The 18,512-nt window shown below is 49.2% G+C and carries 18 protein-coding genes; 13 read left to right on the forward strand and 5 right to left on the reverse strand.

All coding sequences use genetic code 11. The features are described 5' to 3' along the window. The first annotated feature begins 75 nt into the window (after positions 1-75). From M988_RS15510 to emrB, 9 genes are all read left to right on the forward strand, one after another. Entirely contained in the window at positions 76-897 is an 822-nt protein-coding gene (locus M988_RS15510) for an AraC family transcriptional regulator (RefSeq protein ID WP_039187377.1), read from the forward strand. A gap of 97 nt (positions 898-994) precedes the next feature. Then, positions 995-1,969, forward strand: a complete 975-nt coding sequence (locus tag M988_RS15515; protein WP_064574910.1) for a DMT family transporter — start codon at positions 995-997, stop codon at positions 1,967-1,969. 89 nt (positions 1,970-2,058) lie between these two features. Continuing rightward, positions 2,059-2,553, forward strand: a complete 495-nt coding sequence (locus M988_RS15520) for a DUF1198 family protein (protein WP_020303905.1) — start codon at positions 2,059-2,061, stop codon at positions 2,551-2,553. 232 nt (positions 2,554-2,785) lie between these two features. Continuing rightward, positions 2,786-3,547, forward strand: a complete 762-nt coding sequence (locus M988_RS15525; protein WP_064574912.1) for an AzlC family ABC transporter permease — start codon at positions 2,786-2,788, stop codon at positions 3,545-3,547. A gap of 22 nt (positions 3,548-3,569) precedes the next feature. Next, the gene (ygaH, locus tag M988_RS15530) at positions 3,570-3,911 is read left to right on the forward strand and encodes an L-valine transporter subunit YgaH (RefSeq protein WP_174705379.1); all 342 of its coding nucleotides are present in this window, start codon (positions 3,570-3,572) and stop codon (positions 3,909-3,911) included. A gap of 157 nt (positions 3,912-4,068) precedes the next feature. Next, on the forward strand, positions 4,069-4,587 hold the full coding sequence (gene mprA / locus M988_RS15535) for a transcriptional repressor MprA (protein ID WP_004847364.1): 519 nt from the start codon (positions 4,069-4,071) through the stop codon (positions 4,585-4,587). Between the two features lie 34 nt (positions 4,588-4,621). Further along, entirely contained in the window at positions 4,622-6,079 is a 1,458-nt protein-coding gene (locus M988_RS15540) for an efflux transporter outer membrane subunit (RefSeq protein ID WP_064574913.1), read from the forward strand. Between the two features lie 24 nt (positions 6,080-6,103). Then, a complete protein-coding gene (emrA, locus tag M988_RS15545) occupies positions 6,104-7,279 on the forward strand; it encodes a multidrug efflux MFS transporter periplasmic adaptor subunit EmrA (RefSeq protein WP_008812525.1) in 1,176 nt (391 codons plus the stop codon). Between the two features lie 17 nt (positions 7,280-7,296). Continuing rightward, positions 7,297-8,832, forward strand: coding sequence for a multidrug efflux MFS transporter permease subunit EmrB (gene emrB, locus M988_RS15550; protein ID WP_008812524.1), 1,536 nt, complete (start codon positions 7,297-7,299; stop codon positions 8,830-8,832). Positions 8,833-8,991: 159 nt separating this feature from the next. On the opposite strand, the gene M988_RS15555 is transcribed toward emrB, so the two are convergent. From M988_RS15555 to dgt, 4 genes are all read right to left on the reverse strand, one after another. After that, complete coding sequence (locus M988_RS15555) at positions 8,992-9,330, reverse strand: type II toxin-antitoxin system RelE/ParE family toxin (protein ID WP_074388456.1); 339 nt, start codon at positions 9,328-9,330, stop codon at positions 8,992-8,994. Then, positions 9,327-9,611 (reverse strand): hypothetical protein, encoded by a 285-nt coding sequence (locus M988_RS15560; RefSeq protein WP_004847375.1) that lies wholly within the window; start codon positions 9,609-9,611, stop codon positions 9,327-9,329. Before M988_RS15560 ends, M988_RS15555 begins: the two co-directional genes overlap by 4 nt. A gap of 306 nt (positions 9,612-9,917) precedes the next feature. Next, positions 9,918-11,345 (reverse strand): serine endoprotease DegP, encoded by a 1,428-nt coding sequence (degP, locus tag M988_RS15565; protein WP_008812522.1) that lies wholly within the window; start codon positions 11,343-11,345, stop codon positions 9,918-9,920. A gap of 254 nt (positions 11,346-11,599) precedes the next feature. Beyond that, positions 11,600-13,111, reverse strand: a complete 1,512-nt coding sequence (gene dgt, locus M988_RS15570; protein WP_064574914.1) for a dGTPase — start codon at positions 13,109-13,111, stop codon at positions 11,600-11,602. A gap of 165 nt (positions 13,112-13,276) precedes the next feature. Between dgt and mtnN the strand changes: the two genes are divergently transcribed. The 3 genes from mtnN to M988_RS15585 all read left to right on the forward strand — a co-directional run bounded on the left by mtnN (position 13,277) and on the right by M988_RS15585 (position 15,651). Then, positions 13,277-13,978, forward strand: coding sequence for a 5'-methylthioadenosine/S-adenosylhomocysteine nucleosidase (mtnN, locus tag M988_RS15575; protein ID WP_064574915.1), 702 nt, complete (start codon positions 13,277-13,279; stop codon positions 13,976-13,978). Positions 13,979-14,002: 24 nt separating this feature from the next. Then, entirely contained in the window at positions 14,003-14,821 is an 819-nt protein-coding gene (gene btuF, locus M988_RS15580) for a vitamin B12 ABC transporter substrate-binding protein BtuF (RefSeq protein WP_048797689.1), read from the forward strand. A gap of 215 nt (positions 14,822-15,036) precedes the next feature. After that, positions 15,037-15,651 carry a TRIC cation channel family protein gene (locus M988_RS15585; protein ID WP_008812518.1) on the forward strand — a complete coding sequence of 205 codons (615 nt, stop codon included), beginning with the start codon at positions 15,037-15,039 and terminating at the stop codon, positions 15,649-15,651. Here M988_RS15585 and M988_RS15590 read toward each other — a convergent pair whose 3' ends face one another. Then, complete coding sequence (locus tag M988_RS15590; protein WP_048797690.1) at positions 15,652-16,404, reverse strand: GntR family transcriptional regulator; 753 nt, start codon at positions 16,402-16,404, stop codon at positions 15,652-15,654. A gap of 178 nt (positions 16,405-16,582) precedes the next feature. Here M988_RS15590 and mngA point away from each other — a divergent pair, with 178 nt between their 5' ends. Next, positions 16,583-18,496 (forward strand): PTS 2-O-a-mannosyl-D-glycerate transporter subunit IIABC, encoded by a 1,914-nt coding sequence (gene mngA, locus M988_RS15595; protein WP_061059150.1) that lies wholly within the window; start codon positions 16,583-16,585, stop codon positions 18,494-18,496. The last annotated feature ends 16 nt before the right edge of the window (positions 18,497-18,512 follow it).

Genomic DNA, 18,512 nt, shown 5'->3' on the forward strand with positions numbered 1-18,512 from the left:
TATTTCCCCCCCGCCTAATTCCGCTATAGTGATAAATTAATCGCGGTTATCCCTGTTTCTACCAGAGATTCTTCTATGCACGGCGTTCCAGCCCAATTTGTTGACGATCGAGATCGTGCCCAGTTTAAACACTTCGCCCATTTGCCCGGCGTTGAAGTGTATCGGGCGCATATCGAGCATCATGAATTTGAACCCCATACGCACGAAGCCTATGGTATTGGCGCAATTGAATATGGCGCCGAGCGCTTTCGCTATCGCGGTGTGAATCATGTCGCCCCCGCTGATTCATTGGTCTTAATGAATCCCGATGAACTACATACCGGACAGTCTGGCACCGAAGGCGGCTGGCGCTATCGCATGATTTATCTCACGCCTGAGATTTTAGCCGAGGTCAGTGGTGAACCAAGCTGGTGGTTTAACGACGCGGTGACACACCATCCACAGTTTGCCAGAGCGACTACCGCACTGATAAATGCCCTGTGGCAAAGCGATGAACCGTTGGCGCAATCAAGCTTGCTGAGTGAATTACTATCGCTGACGCGTCATTGGGCGAAAGCACCGCAACCGCTCAGGCTGGATGCCCCGCAACGTTTCACGGTCGTAAAAGAGTATCTACGTGCGCATCTGGACAAACGCATGACATTACCTGAGCTGGCAACGTTGGCCGATCTCAGCCCTTACCATTTTTTGCGCCAGTTTAAAGCGCAATACCACGTCACACCGCAGCAAATGCTGATGGCCTATCGTTTATACGAAGCTAAAAACTTGCTGACTCAGGGATTGCCGCCTGCGCAGGTGGCCGCAGCGGTAGGCCTCACCGATCAGGCTCACCTCACTCGCGCTTTTAACCGCTTCTACGGTGTCACGCCTGCACGCTATCAAAAACAAGTACGGTAGTTTTCTGACGTTTTTCCTCAAACAGCAATCTGCTACAAGACGCTTCTACAAACCCCTTCTAGACTCTTAACATAATCCATTTTAAGAGTGTAGAACGATGCTAATCGGAGTGCTTTACGCGCTGACGGCAGGGCTAATGTGGGGACTGATTTTTGTGGGCCCGCTTATCGTGCCGGAATATCCAGCCAGCTTACAATCCGTAGGACGCTATTTGGCGTTTGGTCTCATTGCATTACCTCTAGCGTGGCACGATCGCCATCGTCTACGTCAGCTAATACGCACTGATTGGCTTGAAGCGCTCAAGCTTACCGTTGTTGGTAACTTTATCTATTACCTGTGTTTGGCGAGTGCCATTCAACGCACCGGCGCACCGGTGAGCACGATGATTATTGGTACCCTGCCGGTGGTGATTTCGGTGAGCGCCAATCTGAAATACAGCCACCGCGATGGGAAGCTTTCATGGCGACACCTTGCACCGTCGCTACTGCTAATCGCTTTAGGTCTGGGCTGCGTCAACGTGGCCGAACTACAGAGCGCACACGCGCCAACAGATATGTTCCGTTATGTCACTGGTTTAGTTTTAGCTTTCATCGCGGTAGTGTGCTGGACATGGTATCCCATGCGCAACGCCAGTTGGTTAAGAACACACCCAGACAAAAGCCCGACAACCTGGGCCACCGCACAGGGGCTGGTCACCCTACCGCTGGCAGTTATTGGTTATGCGCTGGTATGGGGGCATTCGACCATAACAGAAAGTGATTTTCCGATGCCGTTTGGCCCGCGTCCCATGGTGTTTGTTGGCCTAATGATCGCTATCGGTCTGCTGTGTTCATGGTTAGGGACACTATGCTGGAATCAGGCAAGCCAACGCTTACCTACCGCCAAAGTGGGACCGCTTATTGTGTTTGAAACGCTCGCTGGTTTGAGCTATGCCTTTATTTGGCGTCACGAATGGCCTCCCGTGCTGACGCTAGTAGGTATCACATGTCTGATTATCGGCGTAATCAGCGCCATGAGAGTAAAATCTACGCCAGTGGTAATCACGCCACTGCAAACGATGGATGGGAGGTAAGCTAGCTAAGTGCGGTGCTATTTACGATTATTTTGCGGTGACGTCGTTTCCCTTTATGATACCCGCCATCTTTCTTGATAGGACTGTCCATGATTTGGTTAATGCTGGCGACGCTAGTGGTGGTTTTTATTATCGGTTTTCGCGTACTGAACTCCGATGCGCGTCGCGCATCACAGGCTCTGACCAAACGGTTGAACATCGAGCCGGTCTATGTGGAATCGATGCTTAGCCAGATGGGCAAGACCGCGGGTGGAGAATTTATCCAGTATCTGTTGCAAGATAGCGAATCACACATGGGAAACGCAGCGGGTGTGCTGCTGATTTACCAAACGTTTATCGTTGATGAGTCTGAAGAGAGCTTAACGTTTTGGCGTTCGGTATTGCGTAAAGCGCATCTGCCAACAGAGATAACCCACAAGCATGTTCGACTGGCGTTGTCTTTCTTACGCGAGCTTGAACCTGATCCGAATGAAATGGCATCCTATCGCCTACGCTATAATGCACGGTTTACCGCCGTTGTGCCTGAAGGCGAAGCGTCCAACAGTAATGTCTTTTATATAGATGGATCATCTCATCGAGATTAGCATTCAGCATAACCCCCCCATTCTCCCCTAATGTTCGTTAGGGGATCTCACGCCAGCTGTATAAATTTCAATCAAAAAACAAATCATCTCTTGCATAAATTAGTTTGCAAATAGTTATTTTTAATTTTAATTAATCACGGGACTATCATGCGTGTATACAGTCTGATAATGTGATCATATTAACGATTCATTCACCATGTGTTATCTCTAATCCAGCCATAACGACCCAAACATGCAAACTCAAATTTCTGCTGAACAAGCCGCAGAGACTATCGTTACGCCATCAACCTTCAAAGACGGCATTGTAGATAGCTTGCCGATTGTGATTGGTTACTTGCCTGTCGCTTTTGCCTTTGGTTTAACCGCGGTGAAACTCGGGTTCTCTCCGCTTGAGAGCATCTTCTTTTCCAGCGTGATCTACGCAGGTGCCAGCCAGTTTGTGATAACCGCGCTGCTCAGTGCGGGGATGTCGTTATGGATATCAGCGCTGACGGTGATGGCGATGGACATTCGTCATATCTTGTATGGACCTTCGCTCCGCCATCGCATTATCACCAAGATGAGCCCGGGAAAAACTGCGCTTTGGGCGTTTGGCCTGACCGATGAAGTCTTTGCCGCAGCCACCAGCAAACTGATGCGCGATAATCGCCGGTGGAGCGAAAACTGGATGATCGGTATTGCACTCTGTTCGTGGCTGTCTTGGGTATTTGGCACCGCGGTTGGCGCACTTTTTGGCAATGGACCGCTGAAAGCCTATCCTGCCATCGAAGCATCGCTGACCTTTATGCTTCCAGCGCTGTTTCTGAGCTTTTTATTAGCCTCGTTTAAACGTCAGCAAAGTTTTACCGTAATAGCATCATTGGCTGCTTCTTTGGCTGCGCTTCTCATCTTTTCTATTCCTGCATCCATTTTGGCCGGTATTGCTGCAGGCTGCCTTGCCTCACTGTTTGGGCCAAAACCACAGCCGTTACCGGAGGTCTGCAATGATAAATAACTTCACCTTCAGTAGCCTTGCGATGGATTCAACGGTCGTCACTATCAGCCTGATCGTCGGGGGGGCAAACTTTCTCTTTCGCTATTTACCACTCAGACTCGGGCGGGCACGCAAAAGCGACACCGCGAAACAGGGAATTGTCTCTTTGCTCTTAGACAATATCGGCATCGCGTCTATTTGTGCTCTGTTGGTGGTTTCGAGTACGCCTGAAATTTTATCTCACCACGAACGATTCATTCCCACGCTCTGTGGCTTTCTCGCCCTTTCACTGTGTTTTTACCGCACTCAAAGCATCATTATGTCTACCATATCGGGCGCAGTTACCTTCGGTTTGGTTTTTAAGATGATGATGATGTTCACCTGATTTCATCTCAGTGATATTAATCAGGCAAATTATTTTTTGCGATTAATGTTTCCAACAGCAATTAATAACAATCATCGCTAATTATTTATGTGTTAGATTATTTACATTATTAATTCCCATAGTTACTATACCGCCTGAAACTAACGAGGTTACATCCATGTCAAGTTCTATTGCTCATATTGAGGAAATGCTAAAGCTACGCGCACTCCGTCAGAAAGACTTCCCATACCAAGAAATTCTCCTGACACGTCTGTGTATGCATATGCAAAGCAAATTGTTGGAAAATCGCAACAAGATGCTTAAAGAACAAGGGATTAACGAAACACTGTTCATGGCTCTGATCACGCTGGATGCACAAGAGAGCAAAAGTATTCAACCATCTGAGCTGAGCGCCGCTTTAGGTTCATCGCGTACCAATGCAACTCGTATTGCCGATGAGCTGGAAAAACGTGGCTGGATTGAACGTCAGGAAAGTGACAGCGACCGTCGTTGTCTGCATTTGCACCTGACCGAAGCCGGCGAAGCGTTCCTTGGAGAGATCCTTCCTCCACAGCACAAATGCCTGCATTTCTTATGGTCCACTCTGACTGCGGATGAGCAACAGGTGCTCGAAACCTTGACGCGTAAGCTGCTGGGTCGCATTGAAGAGATGGAACAATCTGGCCTGACGCAATAACCGCGTCTGGCAACTAAACCATCAGGTATTAACCATGCAATTCCCTATTCGTGGACAATTTACCGCGCTTACTGCGGTGCTCCTGCTGGCAGGCTGCGCATCAACCAATAATATTGAACCGCAGTCCTCGCTGATTAACTCACAGCAGTTGCAGTTATCCACGTCAACTAACACCGCTAAAGCGGTGAGCATTAACTGGTGGACGGCAGCCAATGACGCACAGTTGAATGCACTCATGGCTGACGCCCTGAAAAATGCACCGACGCTGAAACAGGCGGCGGCGCGCGTGCGTGAAGCTGAGAACGCCGTAGGTATGGCCAACTCAGCCAATGGCCCGAATCTCGATCTCACCGCCAGCAGTCGTCGCGATCGTTTCTCTAAGAATACGATTCAGCCATTGGCACCTAATATGCCAAACCCGCAGCCGCTGTATGAAACCACCAATAATTTGGGTCTTAACTTTAGCTATGAGTTTGACTGGTGGGGGAAATACCGTAACCAAGTCAATGCTGCAAAAGCACAGGTTAATGCGGCGCAGGCTGAACAGCAGCAGACAGCGTTATCACTGACGTCTGCCATTGCATCGGCCTATTATCAGCTGCAAAGCAACTATGCCATGCAAGAATTGCTGAACAAGCAGATCCAGTCCTATCAGGCGTTGGCCGAAATCAATCAGCAGCAATATAACGCTGGCGTGGTTGGTATTGAGGTTTGGCAGCAATCGCAGGCGCAGGTAGATATCAACCGCCAAATGGTGACGCAAATCCAGACGCAAATCGATTTGATGTCGCATCAGATCGCAGCACTGACAGGCAAAAGCGCAGCCGGAAAATCAGCCATTCAGCGCGTTAGTCTTCCTGATAGCCAGTGGCTAACACCACCGACAGAGCTAACTATCAATCTGTTAGGCCAGCGTCCCGACATCACTGCTCAGCGTGAGTTAGTTGAATCTTATGAACAAAGCGTTCAAGCGGCACGCAAAGATTTTTATCCAAGCGTGTCCATCAGCGGTTTTGCCGGATTTACTACTGCTAACTTCAAAGGAACGAATCCAACCTTGCTGGAAGCAGCCAGTAAAGCATGGAACTTAGCGCCAGCGATTTCGCTACCTATCTTCCACGCAGGTGCGCTGCAGAGCAAACTGGGAGAAGAATCAGCGCTTTATGATCAAGCGGTAGAATCCTACAACCAGACTATCCTTAATGCAGTTCAAGATGCCGCTGACGCCATTACTCAGCAGCAAAGCGCGAGCCAGATGTATCAGCAAGCACAGGGCGCATCGCAGTCAACCGAACAGGTTTATCGTGTTGCCCAAGCCCAGTACCAAAGCGGACTGACTGGGCGTTTGCCTATGTTAAACAGTGAAACTCAGCTGTTACAGCAGCAACAGGCAGAATTGAATGCCAAAAATAATCTGTTGCAGTCAAAAATTGGACTTATTCGTTCACTTGGCGGCGGCTATCAAGCCCCTGTCGTGAATTCAAAAGCATAATATTTTAGCAAGGCGGAGACACACATGAGCGAAAGCGTGGCAGCTCAAACCACTCAGCAGCAACCTTCGAACAAAAAGAGACAGCGCAAAACGTGGCTCACGATTTTGACCGTTATTTTTGTCGTTATTGGTATTGCCTATTTGGCCTATTGGTTCCTCGTACTGCGTCATCATCAGGAAACTGACGATGCTTACGTCACCGGTAATCAGGTGCAGATTAACGCACAGGTTTCTGGCAGCGTGACTAAAGTGTATTTTGATGGCACCGATTTAGTGAAAGCCGGTGATATTCTGGTAACACTTGATCGTACCGACGCTGAACAAGCCTATGAAAAAGCGAAAACCGCGCTGGCAAACAGCGTGCGTCAAACGCATCAGCTCATCATTAACGGCAAGCAATATCAGGCCAACATCCAGCTGCGTAAAACCGAGCTAAATAAAGCCACCGATGACTACAAGCGTCGTCAGGTGCTAGGCAGTGTTAATGCTATTGGTCGTGAAGAACTGCAACACGCGCAAGATGCGGTTGAAAGCGCTAAAGCCGCGCTGGATGTGGCTATTCAGCAATATAACGCGAACCAAGCGTTGATTCTGAACACGCCGCTTGAAAAACAACCCGCGATTCAGCAGGCAGCAGCACAGGTTCGTGATGCATGGTTGGCGCTGGAGCGTACTCAGATCCGTAGCCCGATCACGGGTTATGTGTCGCGCCGTAGCGTTCAGGTGGGAGCTCAAATTACGCCAAGCACTCCTCTGATGGCCGTCGTTCCCGATAACCAGCTGTGGATTGACGCCAACTTTAAAGAAACTCAGCTCGCCGGCATGCGTATTGGGCAACCAGCCACCGTTATCAGTGATATGTACGGCGATGATGTCGTTTATAAAGGCAAAGTTGTCGGCTTAGACATGGGGACCGGTAGTGCGTTCTCCCTGCTCCCGGCACAGAATGCGACCGGTAACTGGATCAAAGTGGTTCAGCGCTTACCCGTCCGTATCGAATTAGATGCCAAACAGATTGCAGAGCATCCGCTGCGTATTGGTTTGTCTACGCTGGTTACGGTAGATACCGCCAATGCCGACGGTTTAGTGCTGGCTAACAACGTACGCAAAACGCCTGCATATGAAAGTAATGTCCTGACGTTGAACCTTGAACCGGTGAATCAGGTGATTGCCGAGATCATTCAGGCTAACGCAAGCTAAAAACGGCAGAGGTTAACGTGCAACAAAAACCACTTGAGGGCGCACGGCTTGCATGGATGACGGTGGCCCTTGCAATGGCCACCTTTATGCAGGTTCTGGACTCGACGATCGCCAACGTGGCGATCCCGACGATCTCCGGGAACCTAGGTGCATCTAACTCGCAGGGAACTTGGGTGATCACCTCATTCGGGGTGGCTAACGCCATCTCGATCCCGATCACCGGTTGGCTGGCAAAACGCTTCGGGGAAGTTCGTTTATTTCTGTGGTCAACGATCCTGTTTGCCGCAGCCTCTTGGTTGTGTGGGATCTCCTCTAGCCTCGAGATGCTGATCTTCTTCCGCGTGTTACAGGGGATCGTAGCAGGCCCACTGATTCCCCTGTCGCAAAGTCTCTTGCTCAGTAACTACCCGCCTGCGAAGCGAAGTATGGCGTTGGCGATGTGGTCTATGACCGTTATCGTCGCGCCGATTTGCGGGCCAGTTCTAGGTGGCTACATCAGTGATAACTATCACTGGGGCTGGATCTTCTTCATCAACGTGCCTTTAGGGATCGCCGTTGCGCTGGTCGCCATGTCTACGCTGAAAGGACGCGAAACAAAAACCGAAATCAAGCCTATCGATACCGTGGGGCTAGTGCTTCTTGCGCTCGGCGTAGGTTGTTTGCAGGTGATGCTGGATAAGGGGAAAGAGCTCGACTGGTTTAACTCCACCGAGATCATTGTACTGACGGTTATCGCCGTCGTTGCTCTGTGTTTCCTGCTCGTCTGGGAGCTTACCGACGAACATCCGGTGGTCGATTTATCCTTGTTCAAAATGCGTAACTTCACCATTGGTGTGCTATGTATCAGCTTGGCCTACATGCTCTACTTCGGTGCAATCGTATTGCTACCGCAGCTACTGCAAGAGGTCTATGGATATACCGCAACCTGGGCTGGTTTGGCGTCCGCGCCAGTCGGTTTGATACCGGTTATATTATCGCCCATTATCGGTAAGTTTGCGCCTAAACTGGACATGCGCCGCTTAGTAACATTCAGCTTCATAATGTATGCCGTCTGCTTCTACTGGCGTGCCTATACTTTTGAACCGGGGATGGACTTTGGCGCTTCAGCCTGGCCGCAGTTTATTCAAGGCTTTGCCGTGGCGTGCTTCTTTATGCCACTGACAACCATCAGCCTTTCGGGACTTCCTCCAGAGCGTTTGGCGGCAGCCTCTAGCCTGAGTAATTTCTGCCGTACGCTGGCCGGTTCTATTGGTACATCGATCACAACCACGCTGTGGACTCGCCGTGAAGCGCTACACCATTCACAGCTGACCGAATCGGTGAATCCGTACAATCCGCTGGCACAGCAGACGTACAGCGAGCTTGAAAAACTGGGTATGAGCAGTAAGCAAGCCTCTGCTTACCTCGCGAATGAAATTACCTCGCAGGGACTGATCATCTCCGCCAACGAGATATTCTGGATGTCTGCGGGCGTGTTCTTGGTACTGCTGGTGCTCATTTGGTTCGCTCGTCCACCGTTCTCAACCGCCGGTGGCGGTGGTGGTGCTCACTAACCCGATGCGTTTAGGAAAAAGCTCAGACTTCGGTCTTAATGCTGTTCATTTAAGAGATCGAGATACACGGGGCTAGCACACCGCGGGGCGCTCCGGCAGCTAAAGCTGCTACGACCCCATCGGTGTACTTCCCCTAAAATCAGGCTTAACTGACAAGCATTAAGACTTCGGTCTGGGCTTTTTTATTGGTAACGATGATTTTTGAGTGTAATTTACCGCGATCTTTCTAGAGGTGTGGATTACGCGCAAAATACGCACAGAGTGAGACTCTAAGGCGTAAACCATGACAAAAGGAAAATGTGGCATAATTAACCTTCTCCGTTGCATATTGCCATTAATGGCATGCCCCGACTTTGGGTGCTCGGAAAGCAATGAAGACAGCGCGATAAAGCGCTCATCCGTCGCAATCGCTACCTTAGCGCCAGCCTTGTGAACCAAAAAACGGAAAATAGACATTCTGTCGGCAACTGCCTGATTTCCCCAAAATACAGAATTCACAGCTTTCCCTGCCGTGCTAAATCTTTCAGACTGCCCATTTCCGAATTCATTTGCTCGTCAGAAATAAACTCCATTTTCCCTGAATCATAATCGCTGAAAGCCTGTTCGATCAGCGTTTCAAGCTCCATATTGGCATTTTCTAACTGGAAGCGGCGCTCCTCATCAGCCAACGCCTCCACGCGTTCCCTCACTAACTCAGTTAGGCTCATCTTTTTACGCTCCGCAGCCTGCATCGCTAGACGTTTAGTCTCTTCATCAATGCGAAAATGAATAGTACTCATAATTGGCGGCTCTCATTTATAATTTGCGGTGTCATTTGTATTGTCATTTGTGTTGTCATTTGTGTTGTCATTTGTGTTGTCATTTGTGTTGTCATTATGACCAAATAATAAACAATTACCAGTCCACTTTCCGTGCTGATGCAAGATATCTCGCTAGCTCAAGCGAGAAAACGGTAAACCTTAATTACAGCCAAGTTACATTCAGATTGGCAATGCTGTTCGCAAAACTCACAAAAAAGCCCCTGCAAGCGTACGCTCACAGGGGCTTTTTTATCTTATTGGGCCGCTTGATGCGGCCTCAGAAAATTACTGCATTAACAGATACAGAGAGTTATCACCGCGCAAAATATTCAGAGCCAGAACTGGTGGCTTAGAATCCATAATTTTACGCAGTTCACCCAAGTTAGCGACAGGCTGCTGGTTTACGCCCAGAATGATATCGCCTTTCTGTAGACCAACACGCGCCGCGGTTGAGCCTTTCTGCACATTGTCTACTTTAACGCCTTTAACTTTACCCGTTGTTACGTTGCTTAGCTCTGCCCCTTCAATCCCGGCAAAGACATTGCTAGACGCAACCTGAGCTTGTTGACTCTGCTCCAGCGTCACATCGATGCTGATTGGCTTACCATCGCGGATCAGGCCCAGTTTCAATTTGCTGCCTACCGGCATAGTCCCGATTTCAGCACGGAACGATGCAAAGCTAGAAATAGGTTTGCCGTTCAGAGACACCACAACGTCACCCGCTTTAATCCCTGCTTTGGCAGCGGAAGATTTTGGCAGTACTTGGCTAATGAATGCGCCGCGCTGTGCATCAACCTTCATGGCCTTAGCCAGTTCAGAGTTCAACTCGGTACCCATGATGCCCAGCTCACCGCGTTTCACCTGACCAAATTCGACCATCTGACCGGTCAAGTTTTTCACCATGTTGCTTGGGATCGCAAAACCGATACCGATGTTACCGCCATCTGGAGCCAAGATTGCGGTGTTAATCCCAATCAGCTCACCGTTCAAGTTCACCAACGCACCACCGGAGTTACCACGGTTAATCGCCGCGTCGGTTTGGATAAAGTTTTCGTAGTTCTCTACGTTCAGGCCGCTACGTCCCAACGCAGAAACGATACCCGAAGTCACGGTTTCACCCAGACCGTATGGGTTACCGATAGCCACGGTGTAATCCCCCACGCGCAACGCGTCAGAATCGGCCATCTTAATGGCGGTCAAATTCTTGGCATCTTTCAGTTGAATCAATGCAATATCGGTGCGCGGATCGGTACCAATCACTTTGGCTTCGTATTTGCGGCCATCGCTCAGTTGTACCTGAATTGAGTCCGCGTTTTCTACCACGTGGTTATTCGTAGCAACATAACCTTTGGCTGCATCAATAATGACACCTGAGCCCAAGGCTTTAAATTTCTCTTTAGATGGGCCATTTGCGCCGCCCCCCTGACACATAGGTGAGCCGCTAAACGGTGAGCCATCCTGACAGAATGGTGAATTGTCACCGAAAAATTGCTGGAACTGCTGTGGCATACGCCCATTGTTATTCACGGTTGCACTGCCTTCCACGTTGATGCTCACCACCGATGGCATCACTTTCTCCAGCATGGGTGCGAGACTAGGTAGCTGCTGGCTGGTCACTGCCGACGCTGTTTCAGCGGCGCTGGCTGACATCGGGCTTAACGCCATACCCAAACTCAATGCTACTGCACTCAATACTAAAGTGGATTTTTTCATAGAATGTTTTTCTCTTGTATTATCAACGATAAATAATTTGAGGAACGCCTAACATCGCCAATGATGTACTTACTCATAAAGTAAGTCTGATACGAACGTTTTCAACGGTTCCCTAATGATCACCGGCAAATTAGCCGTGATATTTGTGCTTATTAAGAGTCGGATAAAACATTGAAGTTCCCTTTCAATCAGTCAAGAAAGCGTAAAAAATTATGGCCTGTCTTTACAAAACTCAACTTTATTCATCTATCCTATTATTCAGCTGCCATTAAACGGCGATATTCATCATATGCATAAAGATCGGTCATACCACTGATATAATCTTGAATTAAGCGGGCGCGGTAATAATACTCCCACACCATAAACTCATCAGGGCTTTGGACTTCTAATAACTCAAGTGCTTCACCATAGGCCAAACGATGTTTCACGGATAGCTTATGGAATAGCCGCGTTTCAATCGGGTAGCCGCGGTGGGTATCGTCCTTAACCAATTGGGCAAAGTCAGCCAGCGGCATTTGTAATAGTGGGCTGTAAATATCTAGCAAACCGCCGATAACGCGATACCCTTGCAACTCTAACTGTTCCACCTCGTGGTGGTTAAACACATGCTGAAAGGCGACTTTTTTAAATACCCTTAACAAATGATTAGCGGAATCAGAAGCCTCAAGCAGTGCCTGATTAAAACTGCCGTCCACTATCTGTGGGAGATTCTCTATAAAACGTCGTGCGGCATGCGGAACCAAAGCTTTAACCACGTTGACCCGTAGATACATAAAGAAAAGATCGTCGGTGCTGCGGTGCCCGTATTTTTCTTTTTGTCGCCGATAAGCCTCACCCACGGTAATATCAAACAGATCGCCCTTTTCTACCCGTCCCCATTCCGACTCTAAATAGGCTCTAAGCTGATCGACCGTTAGGATATTTTTTTCCACTGCATCTTCGAGATCAGCGACACAATAAGAAATATCATCAGCCGCCTCCATAATATAAGTCAGTGGAAAACGGTGAAACTCTTTCATTTCTAATTCTTGGCGCAGGCGTTGGATGAATTTTTCTTCAGCTAAATAATAACCCGGTTTCTTCATTAAATAATGATAGTTAGCGGGGACCTCTCCTTGCCAATAAGCTGGGCGGGTATATTTTAGTACGCAGGCGATTTGAGCATAGGTCAGATTCAGCTTCAGCAACGAATGCACTAAACGGATAGCCTGAGCGTTTCCCTCAAAGTAGCTGAGATCGGCCCGCACGCGGGTACGCAATGAATTAAGCTCAGAGTCACCGGCTTTTAGCCGTAGACAGGCCACCTGACAGCTCATTTCATCGGCGAGAAGATTCCCTTGAGTATCCACGCCTAAATGCTGGCGAAACCAGTTATTCAACGCAGCCTCGCCAAAATGGCCAAAAGGCGGATTGCCCACATCGTGCAGTAAACACGCCATTTCAACGATGCTTTCGAAGGGATCGATAAACAGCGCTAACCCCATTTCATTTAATCGATCGTGGCGGCGTAAATCATGCAGAATTTCTTTAGCTATATGGCGTCCTACCTGTTGGACTTCCATAGAGTGCGTCAGGCGGCTACGGACTGCGGCATTGCGTTCCAGCGGAAAAACCTGCGTTTTCTGCTGTAAGCGACGGATCGCCGCCGAGTTTACTATTCGCCCACGGTCGCTTTCAAACTGACGAATAATATCGTATTCATCCTCTACGTTGATCGGACTGCTGAAATAGCGTTGATAGTTAAACTTGTTGCTGAAATTGGTCACCGTCTGCGTCCTGTGTTGCCGAGCGTGAACATATATTGCTATTCACTAGTGATAACAATGCGCTACGTAAAATGCAAATCCAGCCAGAATCTTTGCGCTCGCATGTTAGACTAGTACAAGGCTTGAATGCCTCCAGTTCTAACTCACAATTTTGCAGGTATCATCATGAAAGTAGGCATCATTGGTGCAATGGAGCAAGAAGTTGCTGTGCTGCGCGACCGTATCGAAAACCGCCAAACTATGCAGCGTGCGGGCTGTGAAATCTATACCGGCACGCTGTGCGGCGTAGAAGTCGCACTGCTGAAGTCTGGCATCGGCAAGGTTTCTGCCGCGATGGGAACCACGCTGTTGCTAGAACATTTCCACCCAGACGTGGTGATTAACACCGGCTCAGCAGGTGGTTTGGCAAGCACTCTGACCGTGGGCGATATCGTCGTTTCAGATGAAGTTCGCTATCACGACGCAGACGTTACCGCTTTTGGCTATGAGCCGGGTCAAATGGCTGGCTGCCCCGCCGCGTTTATCGCCGATGCGAATTTGATTGCGTTGGCTGAACGCTGCATCACGGCGCTAAACCTGAATGCAGTTCGCGGCCTGATTTGCAGCGGCGATGCCTTCATTAACGGCGCTGAACCTTTGGCCCGCATTCGTTCAACCTTCCCTAAAGTTGCTGCTGTAGAAATGGAAGCAGCCGCGGTTGCCCATGTATGCCATGCATTCAAAACACCGTTTGTGGTAGTTCGCGCGATTTCTGACGTTGCAGACAAAGAGTCTCACCTGAGCTTTGATGAATTTTTAGTTGTTGCCGCTCAGCAATCTTCGCTCATGGTTGAAGCCATGCTGCAAGAATTTGCCAAACGCGCGTGATCGAACAAAGATGAGACCTACCGTATGAAGCCTGTCTCTCGCCTATTTGGCGCTCTTTGGCTGCTGCTGTGTCTGCCGCTTTTTGCGGCAGACCGCGTGATTAGCCTCTCTCCCCATACTACCGAGATGGCCTACGCTGCTGGCTTAGGCGATAAAATGATAGCCGCGAGCGCGTATTCTGATTACCCACCGGCAGCGGAAAAACTGGAAAAAGTCGCCTCATGGCAGGGGATTAATCTGGAGCGTATTTTAGCGTTAAAGCCTGATTTGATCTTGGCATGGCGCGGTGGAAACCCACAGCGGGTTTTAGATCAGCTGTCGGGATTCGGTATCCCTATCTTTTATTCCGATCCCAAAACCATTGATGGTATTGCCGACGATCTCGATCGTTTAGCCACCTATAGCCCAACACCTCAGATCGCCCACGATGCAGCAAGCCATTTTCGTGATCAAGTGAAAGTGTTGCGTGAGAAATACCATCGCCCTCATCCAAGCCGCGTGCTCATGCAATTCGGCACTCAGCCGCTATTCACTACCTCTAAAGCAACAATTCAAAGCGATTTACTCTCACTGTGTGGGGCAACCAATATTTTTGCCGACAGCCCTGTTCCGTGGCCACAGGTAAGTCGGGAACAGGTGATTATGCGTAAGCCGCAGGTCATCGTGGTAAGCGGCTCGCAAAAGCAGGTAGAAACCGTGAAGCAGTTCTGGCAACCACAGTTGAACGTTCCTGTCATCGCCATTAATGAAGACTGGTTAAACCGCAGCGGCCCGCGCATTATTCTTGCTGCACAGACGCTATGTGAGCAGCTAGATACTCTTTCCGTCAAAACTCCCCGCTAAGCTAGCAGTGATTAACCGCACTTTTCTCCCATTATTTTGGCAGAAAAGTGCTTAATTCTGTGTCTCCCCATAGAAACTCCTCAAAATTCAATGTATCTTATTGCATCATAAAAAACAAAATAACCAATTAAAACAATAAGTTAATCATATAACAATCACCTCATAAATTAGACTATTGCTACATAACACTGAGATTTAAACAGGGGAAACCAACCATGCTGGTGTATTGGCTGGATATTTTAGGTACGGCTGTATTTGCCATTTCAGGCGTGCTGTTAGCCGGCAAATTGCGAATGGATCCGTTTGGCGTCTTGGTGCTCGGCGTTGTTACCGCCGTCGGCGGCGGGACTATTCGTGATATGGCACTCGATCACGGACCGGTGTTTTGGGTGAAAGATCCGACCGATCTTGTTGTCGCGATGATCACCTGTCTCGCCACTATTGTGTTAGTACGCCAACCGCGTCGTTTACCCAGTTGGATCTTGCCCGTTCTGGATGCCGTTGGCTTAGCGGTATTTGTGGGGATCGGCGTGAATAAAGCCTTTGCTGGTGGCGCTGGCCCGCTAATCGCCGTGTGTATGGGGGTGATTACCGGCGTAGGCGGTGGAATGATCCGTGACGTTCTGGCGCGCGAAATTCCGATGATCTTACGTACTGAAATTTACGCAACCGCCTGCATCATTGGCGGTATCGTTCACGTGACCGCCTACGCGACCTTCAACATGGAGTTGCAAAACGCCATGATGCTGGGGATGTTTGTCACCCTCGCGATCCGTCTCGCCGCCATCCGTTGGCACCTGAAACTACCGACATTTACCTTAGACAGCTAATTATGCCGACGCTGGATGGCGACGAGCCACCAGCGTAAATTTATAGTCATCGGTGCTAAAATAATTGCGGCTATATTCAAACAATCGACCATCGCTTAAATACCCCTTAGACACCTTTTCGAGAATAGGCTTATCGGCCGCTAATCCAAGTAGTTGGACCATTTCTTTAGATGGCATCCGCGGAATAATTTCCTGCTCGCTACGCTCAATCGATAGCTGTTTTACCTGCTCAATCCACACATATTTTGACCCTTCCATCACCTGAAAAGTGAGATCGGGAAACAGCGCCAGCGGCATCCACGTTTCTTCTAGCGTAACCGCTTTGTCACCCAGATAACGTAGACGTTTTATATACCAAACCCGTTCCCCTTCATTCAATGAAAGCTCTTCGGCCACAATCGGCTGTGGAGTCATCACCGTAAAAGTCAGTACGTCGCTGTGGGTATGAATATTATGGTTAATCAGTTTTTCATCAAAGCTAGTGAGCTGATAAATATCATAATTTACCTTAGCTTCTTTGACGTAAGTGCCACTTCCCTGAATGCTTTCCAATATCTGCTGTTCAACAAGCAACCGAATTGCCTGCCGCACCGTAACGCGGCTGACAGAATACATCTCGCGTAGACGAGCCTCTGTTGGCAAAGCATCTCCCGCCTTCAATTCCCCCTTCTGAATTTTATTGCGAATATCATCAGCAATCTGACGATAAATCGGTTTGCTGCTGACTGATTGATGACTCACTAAAACCCCCATTCTCATTCCGATAACCACATTCTACCCACTATTTTGCTATCAACCACCTCTCTTAATACAAGTTGATACAAGTTTAATACGAATTATCTAATTAAGATCACAGACACCGCTAATAATTTTGCGTTCTACTGAAAATATAAATACAAATTAAATACAAATTATTCTCGCGGGAGTTTCTATGGATCTGATACACCTTACGTCACCGGAACTGATCGTCTTAAGGCAGTCATTTACGCATCGGGATGAAGCGCTGGATGCGCTAATTCAACGACTGGAGAGTCAGGGTATTCTCCATGATGCCAACGCATTTCGTACCGCAGTTATGCAGCGAGAAGCAGAAGGCCCAACGGCATTGGGTGAGTCGCTCGCCGTTCCGCATGGCAAATCAGACAGCGTACGCCAAGCCGCTTTTGCCATGGCAACGCTATGTCAGCCATTAGAGTGGGACGGTGTTGATGGCCCCGAGCCCGTTAGTTTGATCTTTCTGTTGGCGATACCCAGCGCTGAAGCGGGATCTACCCATATACAGTTGCTCACCACCCTAACCACCATGTTGGTGGATGACGAGGTGCGTAATGCGCTGATGCAGGCACAAACGCCTCAGCAAGTATTGGCGCTATTGTCTCGTACACCCGCAGAAAAAAGTCAGGTAGAAAACGATCTTTCGACTGCGGCGGCACCTTTAGTGGTCTGCGTTACCGCCTGTCCGGCGGGTATTGCTCATACCTATATGGCCGCTGAATATCTTGAAAAAGCGGGACGTGAACTTGGAATACGCGTTTTGGTCGAGAAACAGGGCGCCAATGGTGTGGAAGATCGCCTTGATGAGTCGCAGATCAAACAGGCTACCGCCTGCATTTTTGCCGCTGAAGTGGCAATAAAAGAATCTGAACGATTTGCAGCGTTACCCAAACTACAGGTTCCGGTCGCTGAACCTATTCGCCATGCCAAGGCGCTTCTTCAACAAGCGATAACGCTGGCTGAACAGCCGGTTTCCACCGTCGAAACTCAGCCTAAACCGGGGTGGAAACAAGAGGTAAAACAAGCTCTCTTAAGCGGCATTTCATTTGCCGTTCCGCTAATTGTGGCCGGTGGCACCGTTTTAGCTGTCGCTGTATTACTGGCGCAGATGTTTGGTTGGCAGGATTTATACGCACAGAAGGATTCATGGCTGTGGATGTATCGCCAGCTTGGTGGAAATATGCTGGGAACGCTAATGGTTCCCGTACTCGCGGGATATATCGCATGGTCACTGGCAGATAAGCCCGCGTTAACACCGGGTTTTGTCGCCGGTATTTGTGCCAACCTGATTGGTGCCGGTTTTCTGGGAGGTGTGGCGGGCGGCCTCATTGCAGGCTATGTCATGCGTTGGGTGAAAAAGCATATTCGTTTAAGCCCAAACTTTAACGGCTTTCTCTCATTCTATCTGTATCCCGTCATTGGCACGCTGGTGGTGGGTAGCATTATGCTTTTCGTTATCGGCGAGCCAGTCGCATGGATTAACAATGGCCTGACCCACTGGCTGAATGGCCTATCTGGGACTAATGCCATTCTTCTCGGGGCGATAGTTGCCTTTATGTGTTCATTCGATCTGGGTGGACCGGTGAATAAAGCAGCCTATGCCTTCTGCCTTGGCGCAATGGCAAACGGTGTGTATGGCCCTTATGCCATTTTTGGGGCCACTAAAATGGTCTCTGCTTTTACCGTGACCGCCTCAACAATTATCGCCCCTCAGCTCTTCCGTAGCTTTGAAATTGAGACTGGAAAATCAACGTGGCTGCTGGGATTAGCCGGCATCACCGAGGGCGCCATTCCTATGGCGATTGAAGATCCGCTACGCGTTATTGGCTCATTCCTTCTGGGGTCGGTGGTTACTGGCGCCATCGTCGGAGGTGCAGGTATTGGTCTATCAACGCCAGGCGCCGGTATTTTCTCGTTGTTCCTACTTAGCGATAACGGGCTGGGCGGCATTTACGCAGCCCTACTTTGGTTCGGAGCTGCGCTGCTCGGCACCGTTATCTCGACGTTTAGCCTGCTGTTATGGCGTCGATATGCCTGCCAAAAAGGCTCATTTGCACCCGATATCAAATAACTGAATGCCATTGTTC

This window comes from Hafnia paralvei ATCC 29927 (assembly GCF_001655005.1).
GTDB classification, from domain to species: domain Bacteria; phylum Pseudomonadota; class Gammaproteobacteria; order Enterobacterales; family Enterobacteriaceae; genus Hafnia; species Hafnia paralvei.

What these genes read in the sequence shown, in the direction of transcription:
- M988_RS15510 (WP_039187377.1), top strand. Translation starts at nt 76, where the DNA reads ATGCACGGCGTTCCAGCCCAATTTGTTGACGATCGAGATCGTGCCCAG.
- M988_RS15515 (WP_064574910.1), top strand. Translation starts at nt 995, where the DNA reads ATGCTAATCGGAGTGCTTTACGCGCTGACGGCAGGGCTAATGTGGGGA.
- M988_RS15520 (WP_020303905.1), top strand. Translation starts at nt 2,059, where the DNA reads ATGATTTGGTTAATGCTGGCGACGCTAGTGGTGGTTTTTATTATCGGT.
- M988_RS15525 (WP_064574912.1), top strand. Translation starts at nt 2,786, where the DNA reads ATGCAAACTCAAATTTCTGCTGAACAAGCCGCAGAGACTATCGTTACG.
- ygaH (WP_174705379.1), top strand. Translation starts at nt 3,570, where the DNA reads ATGGATTCAACGGTCGTCACTATCAGCCTGATCGTCGGGGGGGCAAAC.
- mprA (WP_004847364.1), top strand. Translation starts at nt 4,069, where the DNA reads ATGTCAAGTTCTATTGCTCATATTGAGGAAATGCTAAAGCTACGCGCA.
- M988_RS15540 (WP_064574913.1), top strand. Translation starts at nt 4,622, where the DNA reads ATGCAATTCCCTATTCGTGGACAATTTACCGCGCTTACTGCGGTGCTC.
- emrA (WP_008812525.1), top strand. Translation starts at nt 6,104, where the DNA reads ATGAGCGAAAGCGTGGCAGCTCAAACCACTCAGCAGCAACCTTCGAAC.
- M988_RS15560 (WP_004847375.1), bottom strand. Translation starts at nt 9,611, where the DNA reads ATGAGTACTATTCATTTTCGCATTGATGAAGAGACTAAACGTCTAGCG.
- degP (WP_008812522.1), bottom strand. Translation starts at nt 11,345, where the DNA reads ATGAAAAAATCCACTTTAGTATTGAGTGCAGTAGCATTGAGTTTGGGT.
- mtnN (WP_064574915.1), top strand. Translation starts at nt 13,277, where the DNA reads ATGAAAGTAGGCATCATTGGTGCAATGGAGCAAGAAGTTGCTGTGCTG.
- btuF (WP_048797689.1), top strand. Translation starts at nt 14,003, where the DNA reads ATGAAGCCTGTCTCTCGCCTATTTGGCGCTCTTTGGCTGCTGCTGTGT.
- M988_RS15585 (WP_008812518.1), top strand. Translation starts at nt 15,037, where the DNA reads ATGCTGGTGTATTGGCTGGATATTTTAGGTACGGCTGTATTTGCCATT.
- M988_RS15590 (WP_048797690.1), bottom strand. Translation starts at nt 16,404, where the DNA reads ATGGGGGTTTTAGTGAGTCATCAATCAGTCAGCAGCAAACCGATTTAT.
- mngA (WP_061059150.1), top strand. Translation starts at nt 16,583, where the DNA reads ATGGATCTGATACACCTTACGTCACCGGAACTGATCGTCTTAAGGCAG.